Source organism: Streptomyces sp. NBC_00207, from assembly GCF_045160965.1.
Classification (GTDB): domain Bacteria; phylum Actinomycetota; class Actinomycetes; order Streptomycetales; family Streptomycetaceae; genus Streptomyces.
The window spans coordinates 793727-815017 of the sequence record NZ_CP130715.1; the positions used below are offsets into that span (position 1 = coordinate 793727).

The following is a 21291-nucleotide window of genomic DNA, read 5'->3' on the forward strand; positions in this document are numbered from 1 at the left end:
CGCCGTGGCGGCGGGGCCGTGCCCTGAGGTGGCGCGTGCCCGTGTCTCACTCCGGCGCGGTCGAGTGCTTCCAACTCGTGCACAGGGCCCAGATGATGAACACGTCGATCGCGATGATGATGATGGACCACCAGGGCTGGTACGGCAGCCACATGAAGTTGAGGATCACGCTGATGCTGGCGAGGGCGATACCCGCGCCCCGGGCCACGTTCGAGCCGGCGATCAGGCCCACTCCGGTGAGCACGACGATGATGCCGAGGACGAGATGGATCCAGCCCCATGCCGTCAGGTCGAATTCGAAGACGTAGTTGCCGATGCGCGCGTAGACGTCGTCATTGGCGATGGCCGCGATGCCCTGGAAGATCGCAAGGCAACCGGTCACGAGGAGGAGGACCGCGGCGAACAGCGTGCCCGTGCTCCCCGCACTATCGTTCTGGCTGCCGGGGAACAGCGGCGCGTTGCCCGGCGCAGGGCCGGTGTTCCAGTTCCCCCCGGTCGGTGTCGGCTGACCCATGGAATTCACCTCACAGATGGCGGTACGGCGCCGGACCGTCCTGCTCCGGCTCGGCCGGGTCGCAGGCATCGGCGCCCATATCGCAGTGTCGTCCGGCGGACGGGTTCTTGTGATCACCCGAAGCGGGTGGTCTTCGCTCCCCCGGGAGCGCGTGCAGAGTCAGGCCGGCAGCTGGCGCATTTCGAGGACCCGCAGGCCCAGGGACTGGAAGCGCGTGAGCAGCCCGTACAGGTGGGCCTCGTCGGCCACGCTGCCGTGCAGGAGGGTCTGCTCCCGGACGGGGATGCGGGCGAGCTCGGGGAAGTTCGCGGCGAGCGTGTCCGGCACGACGCCCGAGACGCGGAATTCGTAGCGCATGAGAGCACTCACTCCTCTCGGAACGAAGGCGTCGGGGGGTGGGACTGGGACGGTGCCCGGCCCGCTCCTGGCCTTCGCTCCCATCGTCGGTCCTCGCCCGGCGGCTCGGCATCGCCCGGTACGGGCGAGAAGGCCGGGCGCGCCCGCTGCCGCCGAGCCCGGCGTCACAGCATCCCGAGGTCCTGGGCCCGGTGGACGGCCTCGCTGCGCCGGGTGACGGAGAGCTTGCGGTAGATGCTCTTCAGGTGGGTCTTGACCGTGTTGGCCGACAGGTACAGCTCGGCCGCGATCTCCTCGGTGGACAGCAGCTCGGCGGCCTTGCGCAGCACCTCGGTCTCCCGCCCGCTCAGCGGCTCCACCACGGGCGGCTGCTGCCCGCCGGCCGTCGGCGCCGGCGCACGTACGGGGGTGCGGGGGTACAGCCAGCCGTGCAGCCGGGCCAGCTGCGGGTCCCGGCGCAGGATCCGGCGCACCCAGGGGCCGCTCTCCGTGAACATCCGGCGCAGCGCCTCGGGCCGGGCGAGCCCCAGCGCCTCCCCGAGCCGCCGCCGGGCCTCCTCGGGGTCGCCGTCGGCCGCGGCGATCTCCGCCTGGAGGAGGCGCGCCCGTGCCCGTGCCGGCGCCGCAACGCCGTCGTCCGCCGGCATGCCCGCGAGGACCTCCGCCGCACGGTCCCCGTGGCCGGCGGCCAGCAGGGCCCGGGCCCGGGCCAGCACCTGCTCCGGCCGGTCGCCGTCCTCGCCCTCTGCGCCTTCCACTGAGTCCAGGACCTGGAGGGCCGCGACGGCGTCACCCCGTGCCAGCTGTGCGGCCGACTCGGCCACGGCCAGTCCGGCCACCGCCCAGGAGTGCAGCCGTACCGGCGCCGCTGCCGACCGCAGCGCGCGGAGCGCGGCGAGCGCGGCCTCGGCGTCGCCCTCGGCCGCCGCGAGCGCGGCGCCGGTCATAGCGGCCAGGACCGCGGCCACGGGCTCCGGACGGGGCCCCGCCTCCGAGCCCGCCAGGTCGAGGTGGCAGCGGGCGGCCGCCAGGTCGTCCTGCTGCACGGCCACGCCTGCGAGGGCGAGGTGGCCGGCACCGGTCCGGCGTCCGGTCGGCAGGGCATACTGCTCGGCCGCGGCGAGCGAGGCGCGGGCGTGCGCGACCGCCTGCCGCAGTCGGCCGCGCATCAGCTCGGCCAGGGCCAGTGAGCCGAGCGCGTCGCAGAGCGGGTACTCCGTACCGGGCTTGCCGCACGCGTCGACGGCGGAGGTGAGGACGGACACCGCGCGATCGGGGTGTCCGGCGCCGAGCTCGGCCGCGCCGAGACCCGCCAGCACCAGGGCGCGGATCTCGGGGCGCTCGGCGAGGAGGTGCGGCGGCAGCTCCGGGAGCACACGCTCCACTTCGGCCGCCGCCCGCTCGGTGGCCGTCAGGTCGTCCGCCAGCCGCCCTGCGAGTACGCCGACGAAGGCGCGGGCCAGCCTCGCCGCCGGACCGGAGTCCGGGCCCGGGTCCGCGTCCACCCGCCGGAGCCCGGCCTCGCATCCCGGGAGGTCCTGTTCGGCCAGTCGGCAGGCCGCGCCGACCAGTGCGGGCGCCGTACCCGTCCCGTCGGCCGGCATGCCGGCGAACGCCCGGCCCAGCTGGTCCGCCTCCAGGCCGGTGATGAGTCGTCCGATCGCCAGGTTGTCGACCACGTGCGCCGCCGCGAACTGCCAGTCACCGGCGGCCGCGCCCTGGACGACCGCTTCCGTGAGCCGGCCGGTGCGGGCCAGCCAGCGCGCCGCCTGCCCGTGCAACCGGGCTTCGAGGCCGGGGCGGCGCTGCCGGAGGTGCGCCCGCAGCACTTCGGCGAACAGCGGATGCAGCCGGTACCAGGCCGATGCGTCGATCCGTTCCAGGAACGCGTTGTCGCGGGCCAGCCCGGCGAGCGTCCGGGCGCCGTCGTCGCGGCCGGTCAGCGCGTCCGCGAGGTCCGGATGGATGCGGTCCGTGACACAGACCCGCAGCAGCAGGTCCTGCGTGAGCGGCGGTTGCGCGTCGAGCACCTCCTTCAGGAGGTAGTCGGCGATGATCGTGCGGTCGGCGGCGAACTGGCGGAGGAAGATCTCGGGGTCGGCGCTGTGCTGCATGGCCAGGGCGCACAGGCGCACTCCTGCCGCCCACCCCTCGGTCCGCTCCACCAGCAGCCTGATCCCCTCCTGGGAGACCGTCAGCCGGTGCTCGCCCAGAAGCGCCTCGGCGTCCTCGTGGGTGAACCGGAGGTCCGCCTGGCGGATCTCGGTGATCTCGCCGGCCGCCCGGTAGCGGTGGAGCGGAAGGAGCGAGTCCGTGCGGCCGGTGAGGACGATGCGCAGGCCCCCGGCCGCATGCCGGAGCACGAAGTCCAGGCCCTCCGCCACCGCCGCGGGCGGCTGGGCCGTGTCGAACTGGTCGAGCACGAGGACGGCGGGCTGCGCCGACTCGGCCAGCCCCTCCGCCAGACGGACCAGGAACGACCGGGTCACTCCTTCGGCGCGCGTGGGCCTGCCCACGCCCGCCGGGAGCGCCACCCCGCCCCGGTGGAGGGCCTCCAGGACGTACGCCCAGAGCGCGCCGGGAGCGTCGCCCGGCTCGACGGTCAGCCACACGGGGGGACGCGGCGCGAGCCCTCCGGCCGCCCAGTGGGCGGCGAGCACCGTCTTGCCCGAACCGGCCGGACCGTTGACGAGGGTGAGCGGCCCCCGTGCCCCGGCCGTCATGCGCTTCAGCAGCTCGGGCCGGGGCACGAGGAGCTGCGGCACGGCCGGAACGGCGAATCGTGCCGTGAGCATCGGGTCACCGGACGGCGGCGGGCTCCCGTGCGGCGGACGCACGGGTGAATCGGTCCCTGCGGGGTTCTCCATGCGGTCACCGGGGTCGGGTCAGTGGTCTGCGGATCCGGGTCCGGGTCCGGGTAGCCGGTGCGGACTGTGGCTCGCCCGCGCTCTCCACTGAAACCGTGATCAGTGGTGATCACCAGTCGTGTCACCTGCTCCGGGTGACGTGTCCCGTTCGGCGCAGGCTACGGCCGTGTTCACGACGCCCCGGCCGACGACAGGGCAGCCTGGGGAGGGAGGTCCGCCCGGGAGCCCTTCGCACGTCGACCGGGCGGCCCTTCCCCAGCGGCCTTCAGCGGTACGGCGGGCCGATGACCGACCGGCCGACCTCGACGAGGGTCACCCCGTCGTGCTCGACCCTGCCGCCGTACCCGAGCTCCGGCACCTCCGGCCAGATCAGCTGCTCCCAGCGGATCATGCCGTGGTTGTCGCCCACCAGGCCGGTGAACCGGTCCTCGACGCTGCCGACGGGCTGGTCCAGGATGAACGTCCCGATCGGGAGGAGGGGGGCGAGGTCGTCCGCATCCTCGGAGAGTTCGGACGCATGGCCATCGGTTCGCAGGTCCGCGTCCTCGTCGACCACCCTCGCCCAGATCGCGTCGTTCTCCGTACGGAACCAGGCGTCCGGCAGCGCCCGGCGCAGCCGCAGCACCTCCACGACCGTGCAGAGCTCCACGTCCACGGACACCTGCGCGTACTCCCGCTCGCCCAGCGCGAGGAGCCGCCGCGCCAGGGCGAGGGCCGCCGCCGGGTCGGACGTGCGGAAGACGGGATAGGAGACGAAATCGGCACGTGCACTGTACGAGCGGCTGGGCTACGTCGCTTACGGCCGGAAACCGGACGCGTGGGACGAGCAGGCCCCCGATGGATCGTTGCGCCGCTACGAAACGATGTGCGCGTTGATGCGGAAGGAACTCCCGTAGCCCCGGCCGATCCATGAACGCGGCACGTGTTGCGGACTCGCCGCACTGTCAGTCCCGTTCGCTAGGGTCTGCGGCCATGACGGAGACGACAACCGAAGCATGGCCGGAACCTCCACTCGCCGGCACCGAGGCGGCAGCCGTCCTCGGCGCCCTGGAACGCCAGCGGGCCACGCTGGCCTGGAAGTGCTCCGGCCTGGACGATCTTGGCCTACGCGCCACGGTCGGCGCATCCAGCATCACTCTGGGCGGTCTGCTCAAACACCTGGCGCACGTGGAGGACAGCCACTTCGCCCGCCTGTGGCTCGGCTCTCCCGTCGGCGCTCCCTGGGACACCGTCGACTGGGACAGCGCCCCCGACTGGGACTACCGCTCCGCTGTCGAGGACTCCCCTGGGCAACTGCTCACCCTCTGGCAGGAATCAGTTGCCCGCTCCCGTGCCATCGTCGACAAGGCACTCGGCACGGGCGGGCTGGAACAACTCGGCGCCTACACCACCCCTGGCGGCGAACGCCCGAACCTCCGCCGCATCCTCCTGGACCTTGTCGAGGAGTACGCCCGCCACGCAGGTCACGCCGACCTCATCCGCGAATCCGTCGACGGCCTTACGGGCGAGGACCCACCGAGGTGAAGCAGGTACGCCGCGAGGCGGGCTGCGGGGCGGCGCGGGCCTGACAGTTCCCGTCGAGACCGTCGGGCCCCGCATTACCTCTCTGCGCGTCCGTGGTTCCCGACGCGGGCCTCGGGCTCAGGCTCCGGCCAGCTCGGCGTTCGCGCGGTCGGTGACCAGGGTCAACACGCGGCCCGCGATGGCGAGGTCCTCGGCCAGGATACCGGCGTACAGCCGGGCGGCGATCTCGGCGCCCTCGGCCGCGATGCTCTCGTACAGCTCCCGTCCGGCGTCCGTGAGCCGCACCCGGGACACCTGCGCCGGATCCTCTTCGAGCAGCTTCCCGGCCGTCAGCTCCTCGATCACTGCGCGCACGACCGACGCGTCGGTCTTCAGGAAACCGCAGACGTCGCCGACGAGCTCGTCGCGTCCGATGGACTCGCCCGCGGACGCGACGGTCCGGAGCGTCACGCTCTGGTGGAAGGTGGCGCCGTGGCGGACCAGCGCGTCCTCCAGGAGGGCACGCGCGGCGTGGTGCGCCAGGGCTATGACACGGGCGTTGACCGCGATGGGGACGGTGGGTGCGGTGGTGGTCATGGTTGCTCCTCGTCGTTCTCGGTGTACGGATCAAGAGGTGCGTCGAGCAGGGTCGCCAGCTCGCGGGTGAACTGCCGCGTCCGCGGGCTGTCCTGTCCGCCGAGCGGCTCCAGCAACTGGTCCAGCAGGCCCTGGACCACCTTGATCGCGCGGCGTGCGACGTCGCGCCCCTGCTCGGTGAGCGACAGCTGCACGGCCCGCGGGTCGTCGGGGTCCCGGGTGCGGGCGAGAAGTCCGGCGGCCTCCAGTGCACGGGCGAGTTTGGACACGTACAGCGGTTCGAGCCCGGTGTGGTCGGCGAGCTGCCGCTGGCTGGGCCGCAGCCCGGAGCGCCCCATGCCGTACAGCGAGGCCATCAACGCGTACTGCGCATGGGTCAGTCCCAGCGGCGCGACCGCACGGTCGACGGCCACCCGCCATTTCATCGACAGTCGCCAGACCTGAAATCCCGGCGTGCCGCCCTCAGTTGGTGAACTCACAGAAAAATACAGTACATGGACACTATGTACATGGCTACTGTTTTCGCGCCGGGGGCAGCCGATCAGCTCGGGGCCGATCAGCCCGCTGCCCGGACCGTGAGCCACGACAGACAGCGGCGGAACCGGCAGGATGTGCGGGTGAACCAGGTGACCATCAGCGAAGAAGACCGCCGCCTCCTCGGCCTCTGGGCCGCCGATTGCGCCGAGCGGGTACTGCCGCTGTTCGAGGCGAAGGCTCCCGATGACACCCGCCCGCGCGAGGCGATCGAGGTCCTGCGGACCTTCACGCGCACGGGGAAGAGGACGGCACGCCTGCGCTCGGTCGCCTGGGCAAGTCACAAGGCCGCGGGCGAGGTCGGCGATCCGGTCGCCGCTGCCGCCGCGCGCGCCGTCTGCTACGCGGCAGCGGCCCCGTACATCCACTCATTGGCCACCCCTCACCAGGCGAAGCACATTCACGGACCGGCCATGTACGCCGCGCTCGCTCGCGAGCTCTCGGCCGGCGATGACGCCGCCGCGGGCGACGAGGAGCTGCGATGGGCGATCGGGCACGCGTCGCCGGAAGTGCGCGCGCTGGTGCGGCTGATGCCGGCCTGCGAGCCCGGTCGCAGCCGACTGGCCGTGCTGCGCCACCAGTTGGACTCGGCTTTGCGCCACTGACCCGTCAGGTGCGCCCGTTCCGCTGAGCGGTGGCTCCCGGATAATGACGACCAGCCGAAGGGGCGGCTCGTGTCGACTGGGGGAAGAGCCATGCGCATAGGTGTCTATCTCGCACATCCGCGGTCGGGAAGCTTCAATCACGCGCTGTTCGACGCGGTGGTGGAGGAGCTGCGCGGGCGGGACTGTCAGGTGGTGGCGCACGATCTGTGCGCCGAAGGGTTCGCGCCGGTGCTGTCCGCCGAGGAGACGGGGACGGTCGAGTCGGCGTCACGGGCCCACGATGCGCAGGTGGAGCTCCACCGGGCCGAGGTGGCCACGCTCGACGCCATGGTGTTCGTCCACCCGAACTGGTGGGGCATGCCACCCGCCGTCCTCGCGGGCTGGGTGCAGCGCGTACTCGCGCCCGGCGTCGCCTACAAACTGGGCACCGCGGAGGGCGAGCCGGCGGGACTCCTGAAGGCAGGCAGGGCGCTCGTCCTGAACACCTCCGACACTCCCGCCGATCGCGAGAAGGCCGAGTTCGGCGATCCGCTGCACAGCATCTGGTCGGCATGTGTCCTGCCGTACGTGGGAGTTGCCGAGGTGCGCCGGATCGTCTTCCGTACCGTCACCGATTCGGACGAAGAGCAACGCGCGGCGTGGCTCGACGAGGCACGCCGGCAGGCCGCCGCACTGCTGACCTGACCGGCGGCGATTCGCCGCAGCCGCCGCCCGACGGGCGAGGAGTCGAAGATATTGCCGGATGCGGCCACGCTGTCCGGAAATCCTCGGCCAATTTGGTGACAAGCGCACTGATGTTTCATCATTGTGACAGCACGTCAGCTCTTGGCGTGCGTCGAGGAGGCGGGGGCGCCGGGGGGTCCCCCGTGCACACCGGTCGAAGCCGCAGGCGAGTTCTTGCTCTCGCCGTGCGCCGCCGGGGCTCCCGTCCCATATCCGTCACCAAGGCAAAGGCCCATGTCCGCCCAGCAACTCTCGGACCTCATACGTTTCGCCCGTCACAACTCACCCTTCTACCGGGACCTCTACGCGTCCCTGCCGCCACACGCCGACCGCCTCACCGACCTGCCGGTGGTCGACCAGAAGGAGTTCTGGGCGGCCAACACCCTTCACGACAGCCGCGTGCTGACCGGCCCGCTCAGCGAGGCCACGGTCTACAAGACCGGCGGCACCACAGGCTCCCCCAAGTTCTCCGTCTACACCCGCGACGAGTGGCGCACCTTCGTCACCTCCTTCGGCCAGGGCCTTGTGGACACGGGCCTGCGCCCGGGACACCGCGTCGCGGACCTCTTCTACGCCGGGGAGCTGTACGCCAGCTTCCTGTTCGTCCTCGACTCGCTCGCCCACGCGCCCGTCGACAACGTCCGTCTGCCGATCGGCGGCGGCGCGCCGCCGGAGACGACGATCCCCACGCTGCGCGATCTCGCCGCCCAGGTGCTGGCCGGCACGCCCACCACCCTGTGCCGGCTCGCCGAACAGGTCGTCTCCACGGGTGTCCGGCTCGACTCCGTCGAGCTGCTGCTCTTCGGCGGTGAGGCGCTCTTCGACGACCAGCGGCGCCTGCTGGCCACCGCGTTCCCCCGCGCCGAGGCCCGTTCCGTCGGGTACGCCAGCGTCGACGCCGGCCTCCTCGGCCGCCCCGTACCCGGCCCCGACGCACGGGTGCACCGCGCCTTCACCCCGCACTCGGTCGTCGAGATCCTCGACGACTCCACCGATGAGCCCGTCACCGAACCGGGGCGGCCCGGCCGCGTCGTCGTCACCAGCCTCTTCCGCCGGCTCATGCCGATCATCCGCTACCCCGCCGGCGACCGGGCCGAGTGGACCGGCACCGGCCCCGGGCACTTCCGGATCCTCGGCCGCGCCGAGGAAGGCGTCCGGGTGGGCCCCGTCTCCCTCTACACCCAGGACGCCCAGGACGCCGTGACCGCGGCGGACACCGCAGGGCAGGTGGTCGGCATGCAGCTCGTCGTCCGCCGCTGGGACGGCCGCGACGGGCTCGTCCTGCGACTGGCGACGGCCCCCGGCGACCCCGGCCACGGCCGGGAGCAGCTGGCCGGGGCCGTCGTCGCGGAGCTGGAGGCCGTACGGCCGCTGTATCCGGAGAGCGTGCGCGCCGGGTTCGTGCACCCGCTCTCGGTGGAGTGGGCACGCCACCGCGACCTCGCCGTCAACCCGCGCTCGGGCAAGCTCGTCCGGGTCCTCGACGAGAGGCCGACCGCATGACCGCCGCACCCGTGACCGAGGAGGTCACGAGCGAGGTCGCGGCCGGCGGCCGTCGTTCGCCGCTGATCCTGCGCAACCGCGCCTTCGGCGCCGTGTGGCTCGGCCAGGTCCTCACCCAGGCCGCCGTCCGCATGTTCCAGGTCGGCGTGTCCTGGTGGATCGTCGCCTACGCCGTGCACGACGCCCGCGGTCTGGCCTCCGGGCTGTTCATGGCGGCCTGCACCCTGCCCGCCGTGGCGCTGGCGCCCGTCGTGGCGGCGGCGGTCGGCCGGTTCGCCCACCGTTCGGTGCTGCGGACCGCCGCGACCCTGGCTGGGGCCGCCTCCGGCGCCCTCGCGCTGTGGGCGTACGGCGGCGGGCTGCCGCTCACCGCCGTGTACGCCGCCGCTCTCGCCCTGGCCACCTGCCAGGCCTTCTTCGACCCCTGCCTGACCACCTCGGTGCCCGAACTCGTCGACGACGCCGACATCGAGACGGCCACCGGCTTCGAGTTGTCCACCCAGTCCCTGGCCGGCCTCGGCGGAGCGCTGCTCGGCGCCCTGACCGTGGACCGGGCGGGCGTGGCCGGGCTGGCCGTCGGCTGCGCGGCCGCCTACGCCGGGGCGGCCCTGCTCATCGCGAGCGCCCGCTTCCGCCCCACCGGAGCCACCGGAGCCACTGAACCCACCGAAGCCACCGTGGCCGACGGGGTCTCGGCAGACGCGCCCCAGCGGCGCGGCCTCCGCCGGATCCTGGGCGAACTGCCCTACGTACGGCGGATCCTGGTCTGCTTCACCGCGGCGAACCTCTTCACCACCGCCGTCTTCGTCGTCATCCCCCTCTACACCCGCTCGGTCCTCCAGGGCGGTGGCGGCACCGTGGCGCTGCTGGAGGCCTCCCTGGGTGCCGGCGCGCTCATCGGCGCCTTCACCGGGACCCGCGTGCCGGGCCGGCCCACGGTCGCCGGCGCCTGGTGCCTGGGCCTGATGGCCCTCGCGCTGGCGGTGCCCGGGCTGCTCCCGCACCGTCCGGTCGTCGCGGGCTGCCTGGCCGTGGCCGGATGGTGCGCCGGGGCGGTGAGCGTCCGCTTCGTGGCCCTCTTCCAGCGGCTGGTTCCGACGGCGGACAAGCCCGGCTTCTTCGCCGTGATGCAGGCCGTACTGGGCGCCTCGCTGCCGGTGGCGTCCCTCGTGTTCGGCTTCGCCGGCGATTTCCTCTCGCCCCGGACGCTGTGCCTGGTGCAGGGGGCGGGCCTGGTCCCCGCTGCCCTCGCGCTGGCCCTGCTCGGGTCCCGTACGCCCGAACCGGACGCAGCGGATGCGGATTCTGGAGCGGACACGGACACGGACGCGGGCCACGGCACGGAATCCGTCGGAGGCACCCGGTGAACCCCGTCATCACCCCGGCCACCCCGGCGGACATCGCCGAACTGCGCCAGCTCTACTACGCCGTCTACGGGCCGCACTACCCGGTGGCCCTCGGCACCGACCCGGCCGAGATGGCCCGGCTCATGGCGGACCCGCACTCCCTGTGGCTCGTCGGCCGCTGCGCCGGCACCGGGGCCCTGACCGCGTCCGCCGCCATCCACGGTGAACCGGGCAGCCGCATCGGCCGCCTGGAGGGCATCGCCGTCCACCCCGGGCACCGCTCGGGGGGCCTGGCCGCCGCCCTGACCGAGTCGCTGTGCGCCGGGATGCTGGACACGGGGCGGCTGGACTCGGTCTACGCGACCGTACGCACCGTCAGTTCCGGACCGCAGCGCGTCGTCGCGCGCAACGGCTTCCGGCCGCTGGGCATCCTGCCCAATGCGGTGGATCTCCGCAGCCGCGAAAGCCTCGCACTCTACGCGCGTCACTCCGAGGGCGTGCTCGACCGCCGCATCCCCGTCACCGAAGTACCCGCCCCGCTGCTGCCGTTGCTGCGCACCGCGGAGGCCGCCCTCGGCATCCGCTACCCCGCGGTCCGCGCCGCCGCCGGCCCGCTCCCGGCGCCCGCACCGCAAGGGGCCGCCGAACGACTGGAGATGATCGAGGCGCCCGGCTTCGTGCGCCGCCGGTTCCGCGAGCGGTTCCCCTGCGCCGAAGGCTGGTTCTACCCGCTGCACACCCCGAACGTGCTGCTCACCCCGGAGGACGGCCGGTTCGAGGTCTACGCCTACCTCAACCGCGCCGGAGGGTACGCCTCCCTGCTGACCGCCCACCCCGGCCCGGCCGCCGCGGCCGCGTACCTCGAACCCGTCACCAGGGCCCTCGCCCGGGCGGGTGCCGGCTACGTCGAAGCTCTGGTACCGCTCGCACACCGGGAGGCCCTTTCGGCCTTCCTCGCCCAGGGGTTCGTCGCCGGGGCCCTCTACCCGGCGATGCGCGCCGACGGCGAGGGCTTCCATGACTACGCCGTCCTCTCCCGGTCCAGCGAGCGGATCGACTTCCGCGGCGTCGCCGTCGAACCGCCCCTCCAGCCCTATCTGGACTGCTACACGTCGGCCTGGGCGTCGACTCACCTGCCCACATCACCCGAGGTCGCCTCATGAATCCCGTGAACACCACGAACCACATGAACCCCCATCTCGCACCGGTCTCCGTACCTGATCCGGCCCTCCTGCCGCACGTACAGCAGCTGTGCGACCTGACCGATCCGTACGCCTTCGGCCCCGCGGAGGACACGCTGTTCGCCGCCGCCATGGCGGAGACCAACGCCTGGCACTCCGAGCGCTCCCCGTTCTTCCGCTCCCTGTACGAGGCCACGGCGCCGGCCGAGCCGTACCGCACGCCGCTCGTCCACGCGAACTTCTTCAAGCGCCACGAGGTGCTCTCCATCCCGTGCGAGGACGTCGAGCTGCACCTGACCTCCTCCGGCACCACCGGCCAGAAGTCGCAGATGTTCTTCGACCACTGGACCATCCGCTCCGCCCAGCGCATGGTCGCCAGGATCTTCGAGCGCAACGGCTGGATCACCCCCGACCAGGAGGTCAACTACCTCCTCTACAGCTACGAGCCGGCCCCGTCCCTGAACCTGGGGACCGCCTTCACCGACAACTACCTGTGCGACTTCGCCCCCGCGCGCAGCGTCGAGTACGCGCTGCGCAACACCGGCGGCGACCACGAGTTCGACCCCTTCGGCTGCATCGCCGCGCTGCGCCGCTTCGAGCGCGAGGACGCCCCGGTCCGCATCCTCGGCTTCCCGGCCTTCCTCTTCTTCACCCTGGAGCGCATGCGCTCCATGGGGCTGCCTCCGCTGCGCCTGCCCGAGGGCTCCCTCGTCGTCCTCGGCGGCGGCTGGAAGGGCCACGCCGACCGGCGCATCGGCAAGGCGGAGCTGTACTCCCGCGTCACCGAGCAGCTCGGCATCCCGGGCGAGCGGATCCGGGACACCTTCGGGTCGGTGGAGCACTGCATCCCGTACATCGAGTGCGACCACCACCGGCTGCACGCCCCCGTCTGGTCCCGGGTGACGATCCGCTCCACGCGCACGCTCGAACCGCTGCCGTACGGGGAGCCGGGCTACCTGCACCTCGTGTCGCCCTACATCACCTCGGTACCGGCGCAGAGCGTTCTCATGGGCGACCTCGCCTCCCTCCGGCCGGGCGACGCCTGCGGGTGCGAGCTGGAGACCCCCTGGTTCACCGTCCACGGCCGTGCCGGGGTGAGCCGCAACCGCAGCTGCGCGGTGGCCGCAGCCGAACTGATGAAGGGCATGGCGTGACCGTGACGGAGACCAAGGCCGCGTACGACCAGCACGGCGACGGCGCCGCGCACCACTACTGGCAGGGCGCGTTCATCGGCGACGAGGAGGCCGGGCGACGCCTCGCCGGTCTGCCGGCCGCCGTGGAGGCCGCGCTGGCCGAGGGGCTGGAGACCGAGACCGTCCTGGCCGCCTGCGACGCCCTCGCCGGCGCCCTGTGCGACCCGGACCACCCCGTGCACGCCCGGCTCGCCCCCCACCTGCCCGAAGGCGAGGACCCGGCCGTCCTGGCCGAGCTGGGCGTCCTCCTCGGTCGGCGGGAGCTGACCCGCAAGCTGCGCCGCGAACTGGGCGGAGCGGCTCCCGGCCGGCTGAACCGGGCCGATCCGCGCGAGACGGTCTACGAGGCCTGGGCGCCCGTCGGCCTGGTCGCCCACATCGCCCCCGGCAACGCCTCGACGGTCGCGCCGCTGAGCATCGTCGAGGGCCTGCTCGCCGGGAACGTCAACGTCCTGAAGACCAGCAGCGCCGACACCCTCCTCACCCAGCACCTGATGGCCGAGCTCGCGGCCCTGGACCCCAGCGGCGCGCTGGCCGCGCGGATCGTCGTGCTGCGCTTCCCGTCCTCCCGCCAGGAGTGGCTGCGCCTGATGTGCGCGCCCGCGGACGCCGTCGCCGTGTGGGGCGGTGAGGGGGCCGTCGAAGGGGTGGCGGCCCATGTGCCGGCCGGCTGCCGGCTGGTGGAGTGGGGGCACCGGATCTCCTTCGCGTACCTGACGGGCGACGCCTGGTCGGACGCCGGGACGCTCGACGCCCTCGCGGACGACGTGTGCCTGCACGAGCAGCAGGCCTGCTCCAGCCCCCAGGTGGTCTACCTCGACACCGAGGACGAGGGCGAGGTGTTCGCGTTCGCCGAGCGCTTCGCCGCGGTGCTCGCGGCGCGCCCCCCGGCCGTGACCGCCGCGCCCGCGGGCGGGCCGGATCCTGCCGAGGAGGCCGAGCTGACCACCACCGAGCTGGTGGCCCGTCTGGAGGAACACCTCGGTCTCACCAGGGTGTTCGCCGCGCCCGACGGCTCGTGGCGGGTCATGGCCGATACCCGGTCCCCGCTCACTGCCTCGCCGCTGCACCGCAGCGTGTGGGTCAAGCCGCTGCCCCGCAAGCGGCTGATCGCCACGCTGCGCCCGATGCGCCGCTATCTGCAGACCGCGGGCCTCGCGGGCAGCCGGACCGACATCGCCGAGCTGTCCCGCACCGTCCTGGCGGCGGGCGCCACTCGTGTCACACCGGTCGGCGCCATGCTGGACAGCTACGCGGGCGAGCCGCACGACGGCGTCTACGCCCTGCAGCGCTACAGCCGCCGCGTCGCGGTCCAGGCCGACCCGGCCCGCTTCGCCACCACCGCCTGCCTCGACGACCTGGCCCGGCCCGTCGTCCTGCCGCGTCCCGCCGGCCCGCTGCTGGGCAAGGGGGACGTGCAGGAGCTGGCCCCGCAGGTGGCGCGGGCCGATGCCGAGCTGTACTTCCGCAGCGGCGGCAGCACCGGCGCGCCCGCGCTGTCGATCTTCAGTTACGACGACTACGACACCCAGATGCACGCCGCCGCCCGCGGCCTGCTCGCCGCCGGCTACGACCCGGTCGGGGACCGCACCGCGAACCTCTTCTACTGCGGGGCCATGTACGGCAGTTTCATCAGCTTCTTCTCCGTGCTGGAGCGGCTCGGCGGGGTACAGCTGCCGCTGTCCGCCGGGCCGGACCACCGGGCGACGGCGCAGGCGCTGATCGACCTGGGGGCCGACACCCTCTTCGGGATGCCCTCCTACCTGTGGCAGCTGCTGCAGGCGGAGGGGGAGGCGCTGCGCGCGTACGGAGGCCTGCGCAAGGTCTTCTACGGGGGCGAGCACTTCACCGAGGAACAGCAGCGCACGCTGAAGGAGACGTTCGGGATCGAGACGGTCCGCTCGATCACCTACGGCAGCACGGACCTCGGCCCGCTGGGCTACCAGTGCACCGAGAGCTCCGGCGGCGTCCACCACCTGCACGCCGACCTCCACACGATGGAGGTCCTGGACCTGGCCGAGGACCGGCCGGTGGCTCCGGGCGAGACGGGCCGGCTGGTCTTCGCCACGCACGCCCGGCGCGGCCAGCACCTGGGCCGGTATGTGATCGGTGACCTCGGCCGGGAGATCCCGGGCCGCTGCCCGTGCGGCCGGCACGCGCCCCGGTTCGAGCTGCGGGGGCGCACCGGTGACGTGATGCGGGTGGCGACGTACTTCCTCAACCACCGGCGCTTCCTGGACCTGGCCGGGGAACAGGGCGGCCACCGGGGCGAGTTGCAGGTCCGGCTTGACGGTGCGGACGCGCGCGAGCTGCTGACCGTACGGGTGGAGCGGGCCGGGACGACGGATCCGGAGCGGCTGCGGGAGGTCTTCCTGGCCGGCTACCCGGAGCTCCGCTCGGCGGTGACGGAGCGGCTGCTGGACCTGGTGGTCGAGGCGGTCGACGGTGCGGCGCTGGACCGGAGCCCGACCAGCGGCAAGCTCCTCGCGGTGGTGGACGCGCGCCGCTAGGCCCTGCCCGCCCCACCTGCGCGTCGGCCCCGGTCCGCGACCGGGGCCGACGGCGCGGGTCGGCAACGACCTTGAGTTTCAGGACTGTTCATCCCCACGTGACAGTGGTCTATACCTTTAACACTAGGCTGGGTCACCTGAAACATGCACATGCACAGCCGTGGGGGGCTTTATGACCTTTCATCATCTTCCGCAGCCACCTTCCGACGAAGAGCTCTACTGGTACTTCGGACCGCAGCGCCGCTGGGTCCTGGTCGCCACCTCGCTCGCCTTCGTGTTCACGGCGGCGACCATGTTCACCTTCGCCCTGCGCACACCGGCGCTCTGGGCCTTCCTCGCTGTCCTCGGCCTCAACCTCGTTGCCCTGGTGCTCTCTTCCGTCAACAGCCTGCGCCAGCGCCGGCTCACCCGGCAGTCGCACGAGGTGCTCGTCCACGCCTGGCAGCCCGCGGCTCTGCCCCGTGTGGACCTGTACCTGCCGACCTGCGGCGAGCCCCTCCCCGTCCTGGCCAACGCCTACCGCGCGGTGGCGGAAGTCGACTGGCCCCGCGAGGCGTTGACCGTCTGGATCCTGGACGACGCCGACCGGCCCGAGGTCTCCGCGCTGGCCGCCTCGTACGGCTACGAGTACGTCGTGCGCCCCGACCGGGGGCACCTGAAGAAGGCCGGCAACCTCAACCATGCGCTCGCCCTGAGCAGCGCCGAGTTCATCGCGATCCTGGACGCGGACTTCGCGCCCCGGCCCGACTTCCTGCGCCATCTCGTCCCCTACCTGGCCGACCCCGCGGTCGGCATCGTGCAGAGCCCCCAGTGCTTCGACACCGACGAGACCATGGGCTGGATCCAGCGCGCCGCCGGCTCCGCCCAGGAGTGGTTCTTCCGGTGGATCCAGCCGTCCCGGGACGCCAGCGACGCCGCCATCTGCTGCGGCAGCAACGCCGTCTACCGGCGCAGTGCGATCGACCTGGCCGGCGGCTTCGCCCGGCTCGACCACAGCGAGGACCTCTACACCGGACTCGCCCTCCACGAGCAGGGTTTCCGCACCCTGTACGTACCGGTGCTGGTCGCCAAGGGCACCTCCCCCGACCACGTCACCTCCTTCGTCAACCAGCAGTACCGGTGGGCGATGGGCAACCTCCACCTGCTCGGCACGCCCGTGCTGGGGCGGATGCGTGCGCCCTGGCGGATGCGGCTGTGCTTCTACGAGGGGATCGTCGGGTACCTGACCACGGCGGTGAACACGTTCGCAGCGCCACTGCCGCCGCTGGTGATGATGTTCTGGTACCCGGACCACATCCGCCCCTGGCACGTACTGCCGCTGCTCGCTCCGCTGTGGCTCTGGCACGTGCTGCTGCCGCGGATCAGCCGGACCCGCTGGCGGGTGGAGGTGATCCGGGCGAACGTCCTGACGAGCGTGGCCGCCGCGACGGCGTTCCTGCACACGCTGCGGGGCCGCAGCGCCGCCTGGGTCCCGACCGGCACGCGGAGCGCGGCGGCTCCGGGCGGGATGGCCCGCCGCGTGGTGGCCGTCTCACTGGCCTGGCTCGTCCTCTCCAACAGCGCGGCCGCCACGGGGCTCGCGCTGGCGGTCGCCCGCAACGGCTGGGAGCCCAACTGGGGCCTGCTCCTCTACCTCCTGGTGCAGTGCCAGATCAACATCCCGCTGATCCGGGACCTGCTGGCCGAGCTGTACCCGGCCGCCGGACCGCTGCGCGCCCGCGTACGGGCCGCCCTGCGCCCCCGCGGCGGGATGCTGCCGCGCCGCTGGCCCGAGACCGTCGCCGCGTCCGCCGTCCTCCTGCTCACCGGCCTGCTCGCCTCGGGATGGGTCGACCCGATGCTTCCCTGGCTGAGCTGAAAGGCGCCCTCACCATGTCCTTCCTCCTCACGCCCGGCCGGCGGAGCCCTGCCGCGCCCCCGTCCGGATCCGGTGCCGGCGTCGAGTCCGGGCCCAGCCCGCACCGGTCCGCCTTCCGGCCCGACGTCGAAGGGCTGCGCGCGGTCGCCGTCCTCGCGGTCCTCGCCTTCCACGCCGGGATCCCCTGGGCCACCGGCGGCTTCGTCGGCGTGGACGTCTTCTTCGTCATCTCCGGATACCTGATCACCGGTCTGCTGGTCCGCGAGGCGATCACCACCGGCCGGATCCGGCTCGGTGACTTCTTCTCCCGGCGCGCCCGACGGCTGCTTCCCTCGGCCGCCGTGGTGCTCGGCGCGGTGGCGGTCGCCGGAGCCCTGCTGACCGTGCCGCTGCGCCGCACCGACGTGGAGTACGACGTCGTCGCGGCGGCGCTGTCCCTCGCCAACTGGCGGTTCGTGTCACAGCAGACCGACTACCTCGCCGCCGGCCACGAGCAGAGCCCACTGCTCCATTTCTGGTCCCTTGCCGTCGAAGAGCAGTTCTACCTGTGCTGGGCCCCGCTGCTGGCGGTGCTCGTGCTCTGCACGGCCCGGGCGGTCCGCCGGGGCCGGGCCGTGCGCTCCGCCGTGGTGCTGGTCGCCGCGCCGCTGACCCTCGCGTCGTTCGCCCTGGCCCTGCACTGGACACGGCACTCCGTGTCCCTGGCCTACCTCGGAACGCCCTCGCGCGTCTGGCAGTTCGGCGTCGGCGCCATGCTCGCCCTGCTGCCCTGGCACCTGATGCGCGGGCCGCGACCGCTGCGGCTGCTGTGCGGCTGGGCCGGGGCCGCCGCGATCGGCTGGTGCGTCGTCGCGTACGACGCCGCGACCCCGTATCCCGGTTTCGCGGCGCTCGTGCCGACCCTGGCCACCGCCGCCGTGATCCTCGCCGCGATACCCGGCCGGGGCGAGCGGAACGCCCCGGGCAGCCACGAGGTCGGACGGCTGCTGGCGGGGCGGGCGCCCCGGGCCGTCGGGCGGCTCTCCTACAACCTGTACCTGTGGCACTGGCCGGTCCTCGTGCTCGCCGAGGCCCGGACCGGCCCGCTCGGCTGGCCCGCGAAGACCGCGCTGACGCTGGCGGCCGTGCTGCCCGCGCTCGCCACAATGCGCTGGGTCGAGCAGCCGCTGCGCCGCAGCCGTACGGTCTCCGAACTCCCCCGCCGCGGACTGTCGGTGGGCGTCACGGCCATCGTGCTGCCGGTCGTCCTCGCGCTGGTGGCGGGCACCACGACCCTGCACCGGCTGGGCCCGGCCACCCCGGTCGACCCGAAGGGACTGCCCCCGGGCGCCGCCTCGGGCCCCACCCTGCTCGCCCGGACCTCCGGCACCCCGCTCGTGGACGGCCCGGTGGTGCCGAGTCCGGTCCAGGCGCGCGCGGACTTCCCGCCGGACGGGGCCTGCGAGGTCGCCCCGGCCGAAACCCGCAGTCCGGACTGCCTGTTCGGCGCCGTTGACAGTCCGGACCGGATCGTGCTGCTCGGCGATTCGCACGCCGGGCAGTGGTTCTCCCCGATGCTGGCGCTGGCTGCCGGACGGGGCTGGGCGCTGCAGGAACTGGTGAAACAGGGCTGCCCGCTGCCGGAGCTGGCAGTGGACAGCCCCCAGCTCGGGCGTGCCTACCGGGAGTGCGACACCTGGCGGGCGGACACCCTGGAGAGGCTGGGGCAGCAGCCGAAGCCCCGGCTCATCGTGATCGCCTCCCTCAACCGCTACACCGCCGCCCCGAAGCTCCTGGCCGAGGGCTGGGAGAAGACGCTGCAGCAGCTCATGGCCCTGGGCGCGCCGATCGTCTACGTCGAGGACACCCCCGTACCCGGTACGGACATCCCGGCGTGCGTCTCCGGCAGCCCCGTGTCCGCCGGCGCCTGCGCGTTCAGCCGGAAGGACGCCCTGCCGCCCGATCCGCTGGCCTGGCGGATCTCCTCCGGCGCACTGCCGGGCGTACGGAGCGTCAGCGTGAACCAGGTCCTGTGTCCGGGCGACGGGCCGACCTGCCCGGCCGTGCTCGACCGGATCCTGCTCTACCGGGACGACGCCCACCTGACCAATGTGGCGGCCGTCGTCCTCACCAACCGGCTGGAGCGGCTGCTCACGGAGTCGGGAGCGCTGCCCTCTCCGGCCGCGCCCTCTGCTCCGCCGCCCGGCGCGGACGGGTGGAGGCAGCTGCTGCGGGACGACTTCGACGGCCCGGCGGGCAGTCCCCCGTCGGCCGTCCACTGGATCCACGACCTCGGCACCTGCTACCCGGGCTGCCCGGCTCCGCAGTGGGGCACCGGCGAGATCGAAACGATGACGGACTCGACCGACAACGTCCGTCTCGACGGCAAGGGTGCACTGGAGATCGTCCCCACCCGCAAGGACGGGCAGTGGAGTTCGGGGCGCATCGAGACGCGGCGCTCCGACTTCGCACCTCCGCCCGGCGGGATGCTGCGGATCGAGGCGTCGATCGCCCTGCCGGAGGTCACCGGCGCGGAGGCGGCGGGCTACTGGCCGGCGTTCTGGACCCTGGGGGCACCGCTGCGCGACGGGTACACGGGGTGGCCGGGGGTCGGGGAGCTCGACGTCATGGAGTCCGTGAACGGGCGGGACACCGTCTTCGCAACGATGCACTGCGGTGTCCTGGAAGGCGGCCCGTGTGAGGAGCCGACGGGCCTGACCTCCGGTCCGCAGCCGTGCTCCGGCTGCCGGAGCGCGTTCCACTCGTACGCCGTCGAGGTCGACCTCACTCCCGGCGCGCAGGAGGTGCGCTGGTACCTCGACGGCCGCGTGCGCCACAGGGTGACGGCCGGCCGGATGGACGCCGGGACGTGGCAGCGGGCCGTGGACCACGGGCTGTTCCTGATCCTCAACGTGGCCGTCGGGGGCAGTCTCCCGCTCGCCGACGGCGCGAACGTCGGCCCCTCCACCGAGCCGGGCCATGCGATGCGGGTCGACCACGTCACCGTCTCGGCCCGGGAGAAGGGCGCCTAGGCGAGTTCCCTTCATCTGGTCGAGCGGTCGGCTCCGTCACCGTCCTTGCCCACCGGTACGCCGCCGGGGCCCCTGACCGGGCCCCGGTCGACGGCCGGGGCGGTTGTTCCGCGGCCGGGCCAGGCGATGTCGTCGACGACGAGGAACGGCTCGCCGGCCACGGTCGCGGGGGTTGCCCCGGCGAACGCCGCGACGTCCCGGTGCAGATGGGACTGGTCGGCGTAGCCGGTGTCGGTCGCGACCTGGGCCGCGCTGTCCCCCGCGACCAGGCGGTGGGCGGCATGGTCGAAGCGGACCAGCTTCGCGGCGTGCTTGGGCGGCAGGCCGACCTGTGACCGGAACCGGGACCACAGCCGCTTACGGCTCCACCCGACCTCGGCCGCGAGTGCATCGACCCCGACCAGGCCCCGGGTGCCGGCGATCCGGCGCCAGGCCCAGGCCACCTCCGGGTCCACCGGCCGCCCCGCCCGATGACGACGCGCGAGCAACGCGTCGGTCAGCGCGAAGCGTTCCTGCCATGACGGGGCATCACCGAGCTGCTCGCGGATCCGCGACGCCTCCCGCCCCCACAGGTCACCCAGCGGCACGACGGCACCCGCGAGGTCGGCGGGGGAGGCGGCCAGAATCGTGTGTGCCGTCACCGGGGACAGGCGCACCTGCACGCACTCGATATTCTCTCCACGAGCCCGGGTCTCACCTCCGGACCCTAGTCCCGGCCCGGCGACGAAGCTCCCCCGCTGCGGCCCCCTGGACCACAGTCGAGGACGGGCCACCCGTCGCCGAAGTCCAGGAGCAGGGTCACGGCCGGGTGCGGGACGATCCGGAGCGCTTCCGGGCCACGGATGCGGAACCCGGCCATGGTGACACCGGCCATCCGGCTGGGCCTCCGCGGGCCCTCGACATCCCACGTGGCCGCCCCGTGCACAAAGGTCCGCATCACCCCATGCTAGGCGGGCCGCCTGAGGGGAACATTCGTCCAATACACCCGC

16 protein-coding genes and 2 pseudogenes are annotated in these 21291 nt (G+C 73.2%); 11 read left to right on the forward strand and 7 right to left on the reverse strand.

Annotated features, from left to right (window positions below; genetic code table 11):
• Positions 1 to 46 precede the first annotated feature (46 nt).
• From OG472_RS04135 to OG472_RS04150, 4 genes are all read right to left on the reverse strand, one after another.
• On the reverse strand, positions 47 to 514 hold the full coding sequence (locus OG472_RS04135; protein WP_405940896.1) for a hypothetical protein: 468 nt from the start codon (positions 512 to 514) through the stop codon (positions 47 to 49).
• A gap of 159 nt (positions 515 to 673) precedes the next feature.
• The gene (locus OG472_RS04140; protein WP_327412007.1) at positions 674 to 871 is read right to left on the reverse strand and encodes a hypothetical protein; all 198 of its coding nucleotides are present in this window, start codon (positions 869 to 871) and stop codon (positions 674 to 676) included.
• Positions 872 to 1035: 164 nt separating this feature from the next.
• On the reverse strand, positions 1036 to 3666 hold the full coding sequence (locus OG472_RS04145) for a LuxR C-terminal-related transcriptional regulator (protein WP_405940897.1): 2631 nt from the start codon (positions 3664 to 3666) through the stop codon (positions 1036 to 1038).
• Positions 3667 to 4003: 337 nt separating this feature from the next.
• Positions 4004 to 4399 (reverse strand): hypothetical protein, encoded by a 396-nt coding sequence (locus OG472_RS04150; RefSeq protein WP_405940898.1) that lies wholly within the window; start codon positions 4397 to 4399, stop codon positions 4004 to 4006.
• Between the two features lie 100 nt (positions 4400 to 4499).
• On the opposite strand from OG472_RS04150, the pseudogene OG472_RS04155 reads away from it, so the two are divergent.
• Together OG472_RS04155 and OG472_RS04160 are read left to right on the forward strand one after the other, a co-directional pair.
• Positions 4500 to 4634, forward strand: a pseudogene (locus OG472_RS04155) (GNAT family N-acetyltransferase); the annotation flags it as partial.
• Between the two features lie 76 nt (positions 4635 to 4710).
• A complete protein-coding gene (locus tag OG472_RS04160; protein WP_405940899.1) occupies positions 4711 to 5262 on the forward strand; it encodes a DinB family protein in 552 nt (183 codons plus the stop codon).
• Between the two features lie 117 nt (positions 5263 to 5379).
• On the opposite strand, the gene OG472_RS04165 is transcribed toward OG472_RS04160, so the two are convergent.
• Entirely contained in the window at positions 5380 to 5838 is a 459-nt protein-coding gene (locus OG472_RS04165) for a MarR family transcriptional regulator (RefSeq protein ID WP_405940900.1), read from the reverse strand.
• Positions 5835 to 6317, reverse strand: a complete 483-nt coding sequence (locus OG472_RS04170; RefSeq protein ID WP_405827823.1) for a MarR family winged helix-turn-helix transcriptional regulator — start codon at positions 6315 to 6317, stop codon at positions 5835 to 5837. The genes OG472_RS04165 and OG472_RS04170 overlap by 4 nt, the downstream gene beginning before the upstream one ends.
• Before the next feature lie 30 nt (positions 6318 to 6347).
• On the opposite strand from OG472_RS04170, the gene OG472_RS04175 reads away from it, so the two are divergent.
• The 9 genes from OG472_RS04175 (at position 6348) to OG472_RS04215 (ending at position 20302) form a co-directional block, all read left to right on the forward strand.
• Positions 6348 to 6977: a putative immunity protein gene (locus OG472_RS04175; RefSeq protein WP_405940901.1), complete on the forward strand. Its 630-nt coding sequence runs from the start codon at positions 6348 to 6350 to the stop codon at positions 6975 to 6977.
• A gap of 90 nt (positions 6978 to 7067) precedes the next feature.
• A complete protein-coding gene (locus OG472_RS04180) occupies positions 7068 to 7661 on the forward strand; it encodes an NAD(P)H-dependent oxidoreductase (RefSeq protein WP_405940902.1) in 594 nt (197 codons plus the stop codon).
• A 273-nt stretch (positions 7662 to 7934) separates the two neighbouring features.
• Positions 7935 to 9203 carry a phenylacetate--CoA ligase family protein gene (locus tag OG472_RS04185; protein ID WP_405940903.1) on the forward strand — a complete coding sequence of 423 codons (1269 nt, stop codon included), beginning with the start codon at positions 7935 to 7937 and terminating at the stop codon, positions 9201 to 9203.
• Positions 9200 to 10570: an MFS transporter gene (locus OG472_RS04190; RefSeq protein ID WP_405940904.1), complete on the forward strand. Its 1371-nt coding sequence runs from the start codon at positions 9200 to 9202 to the stop codon at positions 10568 to 10570. The genes OG472_RS04185 and OG472_RS04190 overlap by 4 nt, the downstream gene beginning before the upstream one ends.
• Entirely contained in the window at positions 10567 to 11712 is a 1146-nt protein-coding gene (locus OG472_RS04195) for a GNAT family N-acetyltransferase (protein WP_405940905.1), read from the forward strand. Before OG472_RS04190 ends, OG472_RS04195 begins: the two co-directional genes overlap by 4 nt.
• A 23-nt stretch (positions 11713 to 11735) precedes the next feature.
• Positions 11736 to 12884 (forward strand): acyl-protein synthase, encoded by a 1149-nt coding sequence (locus tag OG472_RS04200; RefSeq protein WP_405943138.1) that lies wholly within the window; start codon positions 11736 to 11738, stop codon positions 12882 to 12884.
• A 2-nt stretch (positions 12885 to 12886) separates the two neighbouring features.
• The gene (locus tag OG472_RS04205) at positions 12887 to 15433 is read left to right on the forward strand and encodes an acyl-CoA reductase (RefSeq protein WP_405940906.1); all 2547 of its coding nucleotides are present in this window, start codon (positions 12887 to 12889) and stop codon (positions 15431 to 15433) included.
• A gap of 172 nt (positions 15434 to 15605) precedes the next feature.
• Positions 15606 to 17291: a glycosyltransferase family 2 protein gene (locus OG472_RS04210; RefSeq protein WP_405940907.1), complete on the forward strand. Its 1686-nt coding sequence runs from the start codon at positions 15606 to 15608 to the stop codon at positions 17289 to 17291.
• Positions 17292 to 17305: 14 nt separating this feature from the next.
• Positions 17306 to 20302, forward strand: coding sequence for an acyltransferase family protein (locus tag OG472_RS04215; RefSeq protein WP_405940908.1), 2997 nt, complete (start codon positions 17306 to 17308; stop codon positions 20300 to 20302).
• Between the two features lie 11 nt (positions 20303 to 20313).
• Here the strand turns inward: OG472_RS04215 and OG472_RS04220 are convergent.
• A pseudogene (locus OG472_RS04220) lies at positions 20314 to 21239 on the reverse strand (helix-turn-helix domain-containing protein).
• Positions 21240 to 21291: the final 52 nt, after the last annotated feature.